Raw genomic sequence first — 14287 nt, forward strand, 5'->3', positions numbered from 1 at the left:
CCTGGGAGTTCGTCGTCGACCGGATTGCCGTCGCGCAGGCCGCCGGGGCGCTGCGCGGCGGTGCCGATTGCCTCGGTCACTGCCCTCCACCGCCTTCGCGGCGGAGCTCAAGGTCCAAGTACACTGATCGGAGCGGTACGGCGCCCTCGTGCGCCGAATCGACTTCGCGCGTTCGCCGCGGCCCGACCTCCATCGTTCGTTCGATCCGAACGCGGTGTCGAGGACTCGGTCCGGCCTAGCGATCTCCCAGGTCCGGGACTTCCCGGTTGCAGATCGTCGGAGGCGAGCGCCAGGCGCGGGCCGCCCGGACTTCGGGCGCAGCCCGCGAATGAACCAGGGAACGAAAGGAATACAACCGTGTCGGTTGTCACCATGAGGCAGCTGCTCGAGAGCGGCGTGCACTTCGGCCACCAGACCCGTCGCTGGAACCCGAAGATGAAGCGGTTCATCCTCACCGACCGCAACGGCATCTACGTCATCGACCTGCGCCAGACCGTGGACTACGCGGCCAAGGCCCACGACTTCGTCAAGAACGTCGTGGCCGAGGGCGGCGCGGTCCTGTTCGTGGGCACCAAGAAGCAGGCCCAGGAGGCCGTGTCCGAGCAGGCCCTGCGCGTCGGGATGCCGTTCGTGAACCACCGCTGGCTCGGCGGCATGCTCACCAACTTCCAGACCATCCAGAAGCGCCTCATGCGCCTCAAGGAACTCGAGATCATCGAGGCCAACGGTGCGGCCAACCGCACCAAGAAGGAAATGCTCCAGCTCATGCGCGAGAAGGACAAGCTCGAGCGCACGCTCGGCGGCCTCCGCGACATGGACAAGACCCCGGCCGCTATCTGGATCGTGGACACCAAGAAGGAGCACATCGCCGTCGACGAGGCCCGCAAGCTGGGCATCCCCGTCGTGGCGATCCTCGACACCAACTGCGACCCCGACGAGGTCGACTTCCCGATCCCCGGCAACGACGACGCGATCCGCTCCGTCGCCCTGCTGACCAAGATCATCGCCGACGGCGCCGCCGAAGGCCTCCTGGCCCGCTCCGGCGGCAAGGGCGAGAAGGGCGAGGGCGAACCCCTCGCCGACTGGGAGAAGGACCTCCTCGCGACTGAGAAGACCGCTGAGCCTCAGGCCGGCGAAGCTGACACCGAGAAGGTCGTCGAGCCGTCTGGCGAGAAGACCGCCGAAGAAGCCGACAAGTAAGAAGGGGAGCAATGGCCAACTTCACGATGGCTGACGTCAAGAAGCTCCGGGAAGCCACCGGCTCCGGGATGATGGACGTCAAGAAGGCCCTCGAAGCCGCCGACGGCGACTACGACGCCGCCCTTGAGGCCCTGCGCATCAAGGGCGCCAAGGACGTCGGCAAGCGCGCCGAGCGGACCACCGCCCAGGGCCTGGTCGCCCAGTCCGGCAGCACGCTGCTGGAGCTGCTGTGCGAGACCGACTTCGTGGCCAAGAACGGCGCGTTCATCGAGCTCGCGCAGAGCCTCGTCGAACTCGCCGACGAGGTCCGCCCGGCCGACGCCGAGGCCTTCGCCAAGGCCGAGCTGAACGGCAAGGCCGTCGCCGAGGTCGTGGCCGAGGAATCGGTCAAGCTCGGCGAGAAGCTCGCGCTCGGCCGCGTCGGCTCGCTCGACGGCGACGTCGCGGTCTACATGCACCGCAAGGCCGCCGACCTCCCGCCCGCCGTCGGCATCATCGTCGCCTACACCGGCGACGCCGAAGCCGCCCGCCAGGTCGGCATGCAGGCCGCCGCGATGCGCCCGAAGTACCTCACCGCGGACGAGGTCCCGGCCGAGATCGTCGAGGCCGAGAAGCGCGTCGCCCTGGAGACGGCCAAGGAAGAGGGCAAGCCCGAGCGCGCCTGGGACAAGATCGTGGAAGGCAAGGTCAACGCCTACTACCGCGACTTCGCCCTGCTCGAGCAGGCCTCGGTCCTGGAGAACAAGAAGACCGTGAAGCAGGTGCTCGCCGAGGCCGGCACCGAGGTCACCGGCTTCATCCGCTTCGAAGTCGGCCAGGAGTAGCGAGTAGTCCGCGCGAGCGGACTACACTGGCTCCAGCCGTAAGCATGGAAGGGGCGGCGGCGCAGGCCGCCGCCCCGTTCCATGTCCGCAGCAGGGACGAAAAGGGCCGAGCGGCCGAGGCCGCGCGCAGAGCAGGGAGTGCCATGAGTCAAACCGAGAACCGCCGAGTGGTGCTGAAGCTCTCCGGCGAGTCCTTCGGCGGCGGCGCCGTCGGCGTCGACCCCGACGTCGTCCAGGCGGTCGCCCGCCAGATCGCGGCCGGTGTGGCCGCGGGCGTCCAGGTGGCCGTGGTTGTCGGCGGCGGGAACTTCTTCCGCGGCGCCGAACTCCAGCGCCGCGGCATGGACCGCGCCCGCGCCGACTACATGGGCATGCTCGGCACCGTCATGAACTGCCTCGCCCTCCAGGACTTCCTGGAGAAGGAGGGCGTCGACACGCGCGTCCAGACCGCGATCGCCATGGCCCAGGTGGCCGAGGCGTATCTGCCGCTGCGCGCCATCCGCCACCTCGAGAAGGGCCGCGTCGTGATCTTCGGCGCCGGCGCCGGGATGCCGTACTTCTCCACCGACACCGTGGCCGCCCAGCGGGCCCTGGAGATCGGCGCGCAGGTCGTGCTCGTGTCCAAGAACGGCGTCGACGCGGTCTACACCGCCGACCCCAAGACCGACCCCGACGCGCAGCGCCTCGACGACATCACCTTCGACGAGGCCCTCAAGCGCGAACTCATGGTCGTCGACCAGGCCGCGTTCAGCCTCTGCAAGGACAACAGCCTGCCCATGCTCGTCTTCGGCGCCGACGACGACGGCAACCTCCGCCGCGCCATCGTCGGCGAGCAGCTCGGCACCCTGATCCACGCCGCCGACGACTGATCCGGGAATCGGCGGCCGCCGAGGACATCCACGCCACCGAGGGCCGACAGCGGGACGGTACGGTCAGAAGTGCTGTCAGGCCGCGAGAGAATGTGAGAAAGCCGTGATTGACGACACCCTCCTCGAAGCCGAGGAGAAGATGGAGCGGGCCATCGAGCACGCCAAGGAGGAATTCGCCGCCATCCGCACCGGCCGCGCCTCCTCCGCCATGTTCAACCGGATCACCGTCGACTACTACGGTGCCCCGACCCCGATCCCGCAGGTCGCCTCGATCGCGATCCCCGAACCGCGCATGGTCATCGTCAAGCCCTTCGACGCCTCCCAGATCAAGGACATCGAAGACGCGATCCGCAACTCCAACCTCGGCGTCAACCCCTCGAACGAAGGCACCCAGCTGCGGCTGAACCTGCCTCCCATGACCGAGGAACGCCGCCGCGAGATGATCAAGGTCGCCCGCGCCAAGGGCGAGGACGCCAAGATCGCCGTCCGCAATGTGCGCCGCAAGGCCAAGGACGAGATCGGCAAGGCCGTCAAGGAGAGCGAGATCTCCGAGGACGAGGGTCGCGGCGGCGAGAAGGAGCTCGACGACCTGACCGGGCGCTTCACCAGCCACGTGGACGAGCTCGTCAGCGCCAAAGAGTCCGAGCTGCTCGAAATCTGATGAGCGCGATTCCCGACGGCGCGCCCGGCCGCCGACCACGGCCGGACGGGCGCGAGACCGACCCCGACGACACCCCCGAGCCCGATGGCGACCGGGGGCCCAAGGCAGGCCGCAACCTGCCCGTCGCCATCGGCGCCGGGCTCGGCATGGCCGCGGTGGTCCTCGCCTCCCTGCTGATACAGCCGGTCGCGTTCCTCGGCCTCGCCGCGGTCGCCGTGGCCGTCGCCTGCTGGGAGACCGGCACCGCGATGCGCAAGGGCGGCAAGAACGTCCCTGTGATCCCGCTCGCCGCCGCCGGGGTGCTCATCGTGGTGCTCGCCTGGTTCGGCGGCGCCACCGGACTGCTGCTGGGCACCGCCGTCGGCGTCGCCGCGCTGTTCGTGTGGCGCCTCTCCGAAGGCGCCACCGGCTACCGCACCGACGTGCCCGCGGCAGCGCTGCTCTTGGTCCAGGTGCCGTTCCTGGCCGGGTTCGTGATGCTCCTGGCCACCTCCGGGAACGACTCGGCCCGCTTCATCGACGGCGCCGCCGCGCAGGTCATCATCATGCTGTTCACCGTGGTCTGCTCCGACACCGGCGGCTACATCGCCGGGGTCCTGTTCGGGCGCCACCAGATGACCCCCACCATCAGCCCCAAGAAGTCCTGGGAGGGCCTGGCCGGATCGGTCGTGCTCGCCTCCCTGGGCGGCGCGGCCACCCTGTGGGCGTTCTTCGGGGTCTCGATCCCGCTGGGCGTGGCGTTCGGCGTGTGCGTGGCACTGGCCGCTACGTTGGGGGACCTGTCGGTCTCGCTCCTGAAGCGGGACCTGGGCATCAAGGACATGAGCAATCTCATTCCCGGCCACGGAGGGGTGATGGACCGGCTCGACTCGATTCTCATGGTCGCGCCGGTGGCCTATGTGTGGTTCCGTTACCTGCTCGGGTGATGTGTCCTGATTGGTGTATCCGATGAAGGAGGGCCCGGGGTGAATTCCGCGATCCGGGGTTGGCGACTGCCGGTCCTCTCATGCGAGACTAGGTCGTGACATGTCTGTAGCACTCACGTTGACCGAACCGCGCCCGCGCAAGGCCGCGCCGCGACACCTCGCCGACCTCGATCTGGCCGGGTGCCAATCCGTCCTCTCCGAGATCGGGCAGCCCGCCTTCCGCGCCAAGCAGCTGCGTCAGCAGTACTTCGGCCGCCACGTCGGCGACGCGTCGCTCATGACCGACCTCCCCGCCGCCTCCCGCGACGCGATCGGCGCGGCCCTGCTGCCGCGCCTGCTCGACCCGGTGCGCGTCGACTCCTGCGACGAGGGCCGCACCGTCAAGGCCGTGTGGCGCCTCTACGACGGCGCGCTCGTCGAGAGCGTCATCATGGCCTACCCCGACCGGGTGACCGCCTGCGTCTCCTCCCAAGCCGGGTGCGGCATGGCCTGCCCGTTCTGCGCCACCGGCCAGGGCGGCCTGACCCGCAACCTCACCACCGCCGAGATCGTCGACCAGGTCGTGGCCGCCGCTCGGGTGTCACAGGAACGCGGCCTGGGTCGCCTGTCCAACATCGTCTTCATGGGCATGGGCGAGCCGCTCGCGAACTGGAACCGGCTCAAGAGCGCCCTGCACCTGATCACCTCCCCGGTGCCCGACGGGATCGGGCTCTCGGCCCGCAACATCACCGTCTCCACCGTGGGCCTGGTGCCCCAGATCAAGAAGCTCACCGAAGAGGGCCTGCCGGTGACGCTGGCGGTGTCCCTCCACGCGCCCGACGACGAACTGCGCGACGAACTCGTGCCCATCAACACCCGCTGGAAGGTCGCCGAGGTCCTCGGAGCGGCCTGGGAGTACGCTCGGGTGACGAAACGTCGCGTTTCGATCGAATACGCGATGATCAGGGACGTCAACGACCAGCCCTGGCGAGCCGACCTTCTCGGGAAGCTGCTCGCGGGCAAGCTGGTCCACGTCAATTTGATCCCCCTGAACCCCACGCCGGGGAGCCGCTGGGACGCCAGTCCCAAGCCGGTGGAGGCGGAATTCGTGCGGCGGCTGCGAGCCGCAGGAGTGTCCACGACAGTGCGCGATACGCGCGGCCAAGAGATCGACGGCGCCTGCGGGCAGCTGGCCGCTTCGGTCCGGGAGGCCGGGACGCCCGGTGACCCCGGGGCGAAGCCGCTCGGCGCCGCCGGCGCCGCGGATTAGGCGGAGAAGGGTGGCTTGGTAGTGGCGAGTCATGGTGACCGGTTCCGGCGCCGGGCGTTGAGCCGGGGCTACAAGGTCGACGAAGTCGACGCGTTCCTGGACCGTGTGGAGGCGACGCTGGCCGGAGAGCCGGTGGGCAGCCCCGTGTCGGCGGACGAGGTGGACGACGTCGTCTTCCGGGTCCGTTTCGGCGGATACGACGAGTGGCAGGTCGACGTCTACCTCGACCGGGTGGCCCGGCAGCTCGCCGAGCTCGAAGAGCGCGGCGTCCTCGGCACCGCCCCCGCCCCCGACTACGGCAAGCCCGACGCGATCCCCGCGCCCCCCACCCAGGCGTCCCCCGGCGCGCGCCGCGCCCCCGAACCCCAGGCGACCCAGGTCATCCCCGCAGCGACCCAGGCGATTCCCGCCCACGACCTCATGGCCGCCCGCGAGATGGCCCCCCCGCCGCCCGCCCCCGAACCGGCCGGCCGCGGCAGGGGCCCCGCCCCCCGCAGCGCCGCCCCCGACCCCGACGGCTTCGGCGACCTCCGCGGCGACGACGACGAGGGCTTCGGTTTCCTCGCCGGACCGCCCGGCGACGACTACGACGACCCGTTCGCCAAGCGCGGCTCCGACCTCGGACGCGGCCAGGACTTCGGTCGAGGCGGCCAAGGCGACTTCGGCCGCGACGAGTTCGCGCCCGCCGGGAACGACTACGGACGCGATGAGTTCGCACCCGCAGGCGGCAACGAGTACGGTCGCGACGACTTCGCCCCGGCCGGAAACGAATACGGCCGCGACGACTTCGCTCCCGCGGGCAACGAATACGGCCCCGCCGGGAACGACTACGGCCGCGACGAGTTCGCTCCTGCCGGGAACGAGTACGGCCGGGACGACTTCGCCCCCGCCGCGAACGAGTACGGCGGCCAGCGCGGCCCCGGCCCGAACGGCTTCGGTCCCCGCGGCGGCGCTCCCGAGCCCGGGTTCGGGCCTCGCGGCGGCGACCCGCGCGGCGACTTCGCGCCGCCCGCGCAGGCCGGTCCCAGGGCCGGAGGGCCGATGCACGACGGGCCCCAGGCGGGCCCCGGTCCGCACGGCGCGACCGAGCAGCTGCCGCTCCAGTCCGATCCGCGGCGCGGCGGGTTCGCGCCCGCCGATGGCGGTTTCGGCCCCGCGCCCCGCCGTCCCGAGCCCGCGCCCGGTTTCGGCGCGGCCTACGACGACGAGTTCAGCGACACCGGCAGCCGCCGTGCGGCCGTGCCGCAGCAGTCCCCGCAGCCGCCGATGCCGCAGCACCCGATGGGCGCGCCCCACCAGGGTGCCCCGCAGGGCGGCCGCTACGGCCAGCCCGAACCCGAGCCGATGCCGCCCGCCGCGCCGACGCAGGCGATCCCGCAGAACCTGGTGCCGGGCATGGGCCAGGGCCCGGCGGGCCGCCCCGAACCGGCCCCTTCGGACCCGTACGGGGCGCCGCGCCGCGACTTCGCGCAGTCGAGCTTCCCGGCCCCGCAGGAGGACACCGGTTTCGGCCGCCGCGCGCAGCCGAGCCCGCCGATGCAGCAGCAGGGCTTCGAGCGCCAGCATGAGCCCACCGGCGGCTTCGGCGCTCCCGCGCCCGACCAGGCGTTCGCGCCGCCGCCTCCGGCCGATCAGGGTTTCGGGGCCCCGGCCCCGCGGGGCGCGGCCACGCCGCCGGACTTCGGCCGCCGCAACCCCTATGAGGGCCGCGGCGCGTTCGAGGCCCCCGGCCGCCACGGCCGCGAGGAGATGACCACCGAGATGCGCGCCTCGGACTCCCCGTTCACCCCCGACGACGTGCAGCGGCTCGAACAGCTGCGCCGGGCCTTCCAGCCGCGCCGGTTCGGTTCGGGGTACGACCCGAGCCAGGTGGACCAGATGTTCGACGCGGTCTCGGCGGCGATGACCGGCCGCAACCCGGTCCCGCTGTCCGATCGTGAGCTCGACACCAGTCAGTTCTCGCTGGTCCAGGGCGGCTACTTCGAAGCCGAAGTGGACTCGGCGCTGCGCGAGGTGCGGGAGATGTTCGCCCGCCGCGGCATGATGCACTGAGCCGCAGCGAAAGACCAGACCGGGGGCGGGACCGCAGTAGCGGTCTCGCCCCCGTTTCGTCTGCGGACGCGAAGGAACCGGCCGCGGGGATCGCGACCGGTTCGTTCGAAGTCCTTGCGGCCCTTAGCGCAGGCCCGCCTTGCGCAGCCACACGTCGGAGACGATGACGGCCAGCAGGCACAGCGCGGTGATGATGAGGAAGGCGTCCTCGACCCGTCCGGGGTGGTTGCCGAACAGGTACGACAGGTTGATGACGATGCCGACGATCAGCGCGGCGTACAGCGCCTTGCGGCTGGTGGGCTTGCGTTGGGCGGGCGAGAGAATCTGCTCTTCGGCGGCCATGTGGGTTCCTCCAACCTCTGCGGTGATCGCACACAGTCTCGCACGCCACATGCCTGAACGTCCCGGCCCCGCCCAGGCTGTGACTTGTAGAGTTGAGGCGTCGTCGTCCTCGTGCCTCCGGAAGGGTAACCGTGCGAATCACCGGTACTGGCCACGCCAGCATGTTCATCGAGACCGCCGCAGGAACGATCCTGTGCGACCCCTGGGTGAACCCCGCCTACTTCGCGTCCTGGTTCCCCTTCCCCGACAACTCGCAGCTGGACTGGGACACGCTCGGGCAGGCCGACTACCTGTACGTGTCGCACCTGCACCGCGACCACTTCGACGAGGAGAACCTCACCAAGCACATCAGCAAGGACACCACGGTCCTGCTGCCGGAGTACCCCACCGCCGAACTGGAGTCGGAGCTGCGGGCCCTGGGGTTCCACAAGTTCATCAAGACCGTCTCCGAGGAGATCGTGGAGCTGCCCGGCGGGGTCAAGGTCATGATCCAGGCGCTCACCAGCCCCACCGACGGCCCGATCGGCGACTCGTCGCTGTGGGTCGAGGACGCCGACGGGACCCGCCTGCTCAACCAGAACGACGCGCGTCCCACCGACATGAGCGTGTTCCTCCAGCACGGGAAGATCCACGCGCACCTGCTCCAGTTCTCCGGCGCGATCTGGTTCCCGATGGTCTACGAGCTGCCCGACAGCGCCAAGCGCGCGTTCGGCAAGCAGAAGCGCGAGCGGGGCTTCGACCGCTCGCTGCGCTACATCGACGACGTCAAGGGCGACTGGGTCTTCCCGATCGCCGGCCCGCCCTGCTTCCTCGACGACGAGCTGTACCAGTTCAACGACGTGTTCGGCGACGAGGGCAACATCTTCCCCGACCAGATGTCCTATGTCGAGTGGCTGGAGCAGCAGGGCCACGACAAGAACATCATCCTGCTCCCCGGTTCGGTCGCCGAGGTCTTCGCCGACGGGCGCGGCTCGGTCGAGCACCCCGTCGACGACCTGCGCGAGTGGTTCGCGAACAAGAAGCAGCACCTCGACGAGTTCAAGGAGCGGATGCAGCCGCGCATCGCGGCCGAGAAGGCCTCGTGGTCGCATCCCGAGATCGACGTCCTGGAGACGCTGCGCGAGCGCATCGAGCCGCTCATGGTCTCGGCCGAGCACATCGCGACCGGCATCGGCGGGCCCGTGCGCTTCGACCTGACCGCCCCGGATTCGGACGAAGTGGTCGAGTCGATCGTCTTCGACTTCCTGGAGCGCAAGATCTACCCCGACGACGGGGCGAAGGTCCGCTACCGGTTCCGCACCGAGCGCCGCCTCATCGAGCACCTGCTGCACATCCGCGAGGTCGACTGGGTCAACTCGCTGTTCCTGTCGTGCCGGTTCACCGCCGCGCGCATCGGGCAGTACAACGAGTACGTGTACGCGTTCTTCAAGTGCCTCTCCGAGGAGCGGCTCCAGTACGCCGAGGGCTGGTACGCCGAGCAGCGCCCCGACGACGAGGACATCACCATGCAGGGCTGGCAGTTCCAGCGCCGCTGCCCGCACCTCAAGGCCGACCTGTCGGTGTTCGGCAAGATCGAGGACGGGGTCCTCACCTGCCAGATGCACGGCTGGAAGTGGAACCTAAAGTCCGGCAAGTGCATGACCTCGGTCGGGCATGACATCAGAAGCGCTCGCGCTGAGGATGAGTGAGCTGAGCCGAAGCTGCCCCGCCGAGGACGCCTCGGCGTAAGTCGTGAGTGAAAGGCCGGTCCGTCTCGGACCGGCCCTTCGCGCGTCACTCGCTGATGCCGAAGTCGCGCAGCATCGTCATGACCTGGGTCTTGTAGAACTCGTCCACGTTCTCCTGCACGGGAAGGCTCCCGAAGGCCTCCATCACGACCAGGCCGAACACCCGCACCCACGCTGAGACGAACGAGTAGATCCACGGCAGCGGGACCTGCTCGCCCACGATGAACCGCGAGCACTTGTCCTGGAGTTCCTCGGCGAGCGCCTCGGATACCTCCGGCATGGGCGGCCCGCCCGGCGCGGTGCCTCCCTCAGCCTCGGTCTGGCGCCAGAACGCGGCGAGCTCCCTCCCGCACAGGTGCGAGTGCTCCAGGGAGCGGCGGGTCACCGGGTCGAGGGCCTCGAAGCCGTCTTCGAGCTTGCGGCCGTCGAGGGTGAGGGCCCCGTCGCCTTCGGGGAAACTGAGCATGAGCTCGAACCGGCGGCGGTTGGCCACGGCCCAGGACCGGAAGCACCAGACCCAGGCCTTCATCCGTTCGAGGTGGGCCTCGGGCGGCGATGCGTCCATCGAATCGCGGGTGACGGCGATAAGTTCGTCGTAGAAGTCGCAGCACAGTTCGGTGAGCAGCGCGTCGAGGCTGTCGAAGTACCGGTAGAGGGCCGCCGGGGTCACCCCCACGTCGCGGGCGATCGCCCGCAGGGACACACCGCTGGGCCCCGACTCCTCCAACTGGGCCCTCGCGCTCGCCTTGATCTCGGCGATGGTCTCGGCGCGCATCCGCTCGCGACGGGTCGGGCCACCCGCGGTGTTCGAAGTCACTGCTCTCCTCAGACTACAACTTTGTTAACGGCGTTGACTCTACGAGGGGCGTTCATTAAAGTGAACACCGTTAGCTTTCTAATCAATGCTCACCATCTTACCGCCGGGTCGACGTCGGGCACCAGCGGTCACAGCCTCCAATCGAGGAAACCCAGAGGAGAGACTCATGTATTCCCTGCTAGGCCGCGCGGTGATCAAAGCGCGATGGTTCATCCTCGCCTGCGCCGCCGCGGTCTTCGCCATCGGTGCGACCTGGGGCGTCGGCGTCTTCGACGAGTTCACCGACGGCGGCTTCGTCTCCGATGACGCCCTGTCGGTGCAGGACGCCGAGGCCATCGAGGACGAGTTCGGCGCCACCGGCGCCGAGGTCGTGGTCCTGTACTCCTCCGACGACCTGACCGTGGACGACCCGGCCTTCGCCGACGCCGTGCGCGGCGCGGTGGCCGACATCGACGCGATCGAGAGCGTCGAGAGCGTCGTCTCCTACTTCGACACCGGGCTGCCCTCGTTCGTCTCCGAGGACGGCCACGCCACGTTCGCGGCGATCTCGCTGGCCGGGGCCTCCGACGAGGAGCGGGCCGACGCCTACGAGCTGATCGAGGACGACCTGCGCGCGGCCGGGGACACCGAGGGCCTGGACGTGCGGCTCGGCGGCGGCGCGGCGGTCTGGGCCGACCTCAACGAGCAGGTCCAGCACGACCTGGAGATCGCCGAGATGATCTCCCTGCCGATCCTGCTGCTCATCATGATCGTGGTCTTCGGGGCCCTCGTGGCCGCCTCGCTGCCGCTGCTCATCGGCGGTCTGTCGATCCTCGGCGGTTTCGCGATCACCCGCGTCATCACCGAGTTCACCGACGTCTCGGTGTTCGCCGCCAACGTCATCACCATCATCGGCCTGGGCATGTCCATCGACTACTCGCTGTTCGTGCTGCGCCGGTTCCGTGAAGAACTGGCCGCCGGTCGCGACAAGCGCGCCGCGGTGCTCAGCACCGTGGCCACCGCCGGGCGCACCGTCATGGTCTCGGGGCTCATCATCGTCCTGTCCATGGTCGGCCTGCTCCTGGTCGACGTGCCGTTCCTGCACGGCATCGCCTACGGCGTCATGTCCGCCGTCGGCGTCGCGATGCTCTCGGCCCTGGTGGTCCTGCCCGCGATCCTCTACCTGCTCGGCCACCGCGTCGACAAGGGGCGTCTCCCTTGGCGGCGCAACGCCGTCGCCAAGACCGACTCCGGGTTCTGGCACCGCGTCGCCTCCGGCGTCATGCGCCGCCCGGTGCTGGTCCTGCTGCCGGTGCTCGCCTTCATGGCGCTGCTGGCCAGCCCCGTGCTCGGGGTGCAGTTCGGCGGCGTGGACGAGCGCGACATGCCCGAGGACGCCGAGTCCCGCGTGGTCACCGAGACCATCGCCGCCGACTTCCCCGGCGGCGAGGAGGAGACCTTCAAGGTCATGGTCTTCGGCGGGGGACCCGAGGCCGCAGCCGAGGCGACCGAGGCGCTGCTGGCCCTCGACCGCGTCGACGACGTGCGCCCGGCCGCCGAGCCGACCGCAGACGCCGTGCTCCTGGACGTGCTCTACGACCTCGACCCGTTCAGCGCCGAGGCCCGCGAGCTCATCGAGGACGCCCGCGCGATCACCGTCCCGGGCGCCGACCTCTACATCACCGGCGGCGCCTCCGACCGGGTCGACATGCTCGACGCGATCGGCGACGGCCTGCCCTACATGCTCGGGTACATCGTCCTGGTGACCATGATCGTGCTGTTCCTCGCGTTCGGCTCGGTGCTGCTGCCGCTCAAGGCCGTCCTGATGAACGCCGTGTCCCTGGGCGCGGCCCTGGGCGTGATCGTGTGGATCTTCCAGGACGGCAACTTCTCCGACTTCCTCGGCTTCACGCCCTCGGGCTTCATCGACCCGTCGAACCTGCTGCTCATGATCGCGCTGCTGTTCGCGCTGGCCACCGACTACGAGGTATTCCTGCTCTCGCGGGTCCGCGAGGAATGGGACAAGGGCGCGGACAACCGCACCGCGGTGCTGCGCGGCATGCAGTCGACCGGGTCGATCATCACCGCCGCGGCGCTCATCCTCATCGTGGTGGTCGGGGCGTTCGCCTTCAGCGGCATCACCTTCATGAAGATGCTCGGCCTGGGGATGGCGATCGCGATCTTCCTGGACGCCACGGTGGTGCGGATGCTCCTGGTCCCGGCCACGATGCGCCTGCTGGGCCGCGCCAACTGGTGGGTGCCCGGGCCGCTCGCGAAGCTGTACTCCAAGTACGGCATCAAGGAGACCGACGACTCCGTTGAGCCCCTTGAGAAGCGGACCCCGATGAAGGTCTAGGCAACGATTCGCAAGGCCCGCCCGGCCCCGACCGGGCGGGCCTTCGTGCTGCCTCGCAGGTCGCGAGCCGATCGGTTACCGTCGTGGGATGTTCGTCGTGTCGACCGCCCAAATTCCATTCAAGAATTTAAGTGGAGCCATTGACATCCGGCAAGCGGTTGCATAACCTGGTGTGATCTAGGAGCCAACCCCCTCCGAAAGGTCCCGAAACCTTATGACCGACAACGATGTCGCTGTGGTGCGCCCGAGGCAGCGCCGCTCGGGCGCCCCTCCCGAGCCCGCTCGCCCCGCACCCTCACGGCGTCCCGCCAGGGACCGCCCGGGCGTCGGCAAGACCATCCGCTCGCGCGAACGCTGGGCCGCGCTGAGCTTCATGTCCCCGTGGCTGATCGGCCTCATGGTCATCACCATCGGGCCGATGGTCGCCTCGTTCTACCTGTCCTTCACCGACTACAGCCTCGGCTACGGCGAATGGATCGGCACCGAGAACTACGCGCGGATGCTCGACGACCCGCGCCTGGCCCAGTCGATCAAGGTCACCGCGATCTACACGTTCGTGTCGGTCCCGCTCCAGCTCGCCGCCGCGCTCCTGCTCGCGATCGTGCTCGACCGGGGCCTGCGGGGCATGTCGTTCTACCGCTCGGTGTTCTACCTGCCCTCGCTCTTGGGCGGCTCGGTGGCCATCGCCATCATGTGGCGGCAGGTCTTCGGCACCGAGGGCCTGGTCAACCAGGTCCTGGCGATCTTCGGCATCCAAGGCGAAGGCTGGGTCTCCCACCCCGACTACGCCCTGGGGACCCTGATCATCCTGCACGTGTGGACCTTCGGCTCCCCGATGATCATCTTCCTCGCGGGCCTGCGCCAGATCCCCGCGATGTACTACGAAGCGGCCAAAGTGGACGGTGCGGGGGTGATGCGCCGGTTCGTGAACGTGACGCTGCCGCTGTTGACCCCGATCATCTTCTTCAACCTGGTGCTCCAGATCATCAACTCGTTCCAGTCCTTCACCCAGGCGTTCATCGTCTCCAGCGGCAAGGGCGGCCCGGCCGACTCGACCCTGTTCCTCACGCTCTACCTCTACGACCAGGGCTTCACCAAGTTCAACATGGGCTACGCCTCGGCCATCGCCTGGCTGCTCCTGGCCATCATCGCGATCTTCACCGCGCTCAACTTCCTCATGTCGAAATTCTGGGTGTTCTATGGCGACAATGACTGAGACCAAGGCCCCGGCCCGCCGGGTCGAACGCGGCGGCGGCCCCCTGGGCCTGCGCAAGTTCGTGTTCCA

Annotated in this window: 11 protein-coding genes and 1 pseudogene; 10 read left to right on the plus strand and 2 right to left on the minus strand. The window is 69.3% G+C overall.

Going from position 1 to position 14287, the window contains the following annotated elements; translation table 11 throughout:
- Positions 1-357 precede the first annotated feature (357 nt).
- The 7 genes and pseudogenes from rpsB to AB0B28_RS11150 form a co-directional block, all read left to right on the plus strand.
- Complete coding sequence (gene rpsB, locus AB0B28_RS11120; RefSeq protein ID WP_360119631.1) at positions 358-1200, plus strand: 30S ribosomal protein S2; 843 nt, start codon at positions 358-360, stop codon at positions 1198-1200.
- Between the two features lie 11 nt (positions 1201-1211).
- Entirely contained in the window at positions 1212-2024 is an 813-nt protein-coding gene (gene tsf, locus AB0B28_RS11125) for a translation elongation factor Ts (protein ID WP_360119633.1), read from the plus strand.
- A 143-nt stretch (positions 2025-2167) separates the two neighbouring features.
- Positions 2168-2893, plus strand: coding sequence for a UMP kinase (gene pyrH, locus AB0B28_RS11130; protein ID WP_360119635.1), 726 nt, complete (start codon positions 2168-2170; stop codon positions 2891-2893).
- A gap of 103 nt (positions 2894-2996) precedes the next feature.
- The gene (gene frr / locus AB0B28_RS11135; RefSeq protein WP_360119637.1) at positions 2997-3554 is read left to right on the plus strand and encodes a ribosome recycling factor; all 558 of its coding nucleotides are present in this window, start codon (positions 2997-2999) and stop codon (positions 3552-3554) included.
- Positions 3554-4480 (plus strand): phosphatidate cytidylyltransferase, encoded by a 927-nt coding sequence (locus AB0B28_RS11140; RefSeq protein WP_360119639.1) that lies wholly within the window; start codon positions 3554-3556, stop codon positions 4478-4480. Before frr ends, AB0B28_RS11140 begins: the two co-directional genes overlap by 1 nt.
- A 100-nt stretch (positions 4481-4580) precedes the next feature.
- Positions 4581-5729 (plus strand): 23S rRNA (adenine(2503)-C(2))-methyltransferase RlmN, encoded by a 1149-nt coding sequence (gene rlmN, locus AB0B28_RS11145; RefSeq protein ID WP_360119641.1) that lies wholly within the window; start codon positions 4581-4583, stop codon positions 5727-5729.
- Between the two features lie 21 nt (positions 5730-5750).
- Positions 5751-6017 (plus strand): annotated as a pseudogene (locus tag AB0B28_RS11150) (DivIVA domain-containing protein); the annotation flags it as partial.
- Positions 6018-7904: 1887 nt separating this feature from the next.
- Here the strand turns inward: AB0B28_RS11150 and AB0B28_RS11155 are convergent.
- Positions 7905-8123, minus strand: a complete 219-nt coding sequence (locus AB0B28_RS11155) for a DUF2631 domain-containing protein (protein WP_360119643.1) — start codon at positions 8121-8123, stop codon at positions 7905-7907.
- A gap of 131 nt (positions 8124-8254) precedes the next feature.
- Between AB0B28_RS11155 and AB0B28_RS11160 the strand changes: the two genes are divergently transcribed.
- Positions 8255-9811, plus strand: coding sequence for a Rieske 2Fe-2S domain-containing protein (locus tag AB0B28_RS11160; protein ID WP_360119645.1), 1557 nt, complete (start codon positions 8255-8257; stop codon positions 9809-9811).
- Between the two features lie 85 nt (positions 9812-9896).
- On the opposite strand, the gene AB0B28_RS11165 is transcribed toward AB0B28_RS11160, so the two are convergent.
- Entirely contained in the window at positions 9897-10667 is a 771-nt protein-coding gene (locus tag AB0B28_RS11165; RefSeq protein WP_360119647.1) for a TetR/AcrR family transcriptional regulator, read from the minus strand.
- Between the two features lie 166 nt (positions 10668-10833).
- On the opposite strand from AB0B28_RS11165, the gene AB0B28_RS11170 reads away from it, so the two are divergent.
- Together AB0B28_RS11170 and AB0B28_RS11175 are read left to right on the plus strand one after the other, a co-directional pair.
- Complete coding sequence (locus tag AB0B28_RS11170; protein WP_360119649.1) at positions 10834-13002, plus strand: MMPL family transporter; 2169 nt, start codon at positions 10834-10836, stop codon at positions 13000-13002.
- A 214-nt stretch (positions 13003-13216) separates the two neighbouring features.
- Positions 13217-14218 carry a sugar ABC transporter permease gene (locus AB0B28_RS11175; RefSeq protein ID WP_360119651.1) on the plus strand — a complete coding sequence of 334 codons (1002 nt, stop codon included), beginning with the start codon at positions 13217-13219 and terminating at the stop codon, positions 14216-14218.
- Positions 14219-14287 lie beyond the last annotated feature (69 nt).

This window comes from Glycomyces sp. NPDC046736, from assembly GCF_040645615.1.
GTDB lineage: Bacteria > Actinomycetota > Actinomycetes > Mycobacteriales > Micromonosporaceae > Glycomyces.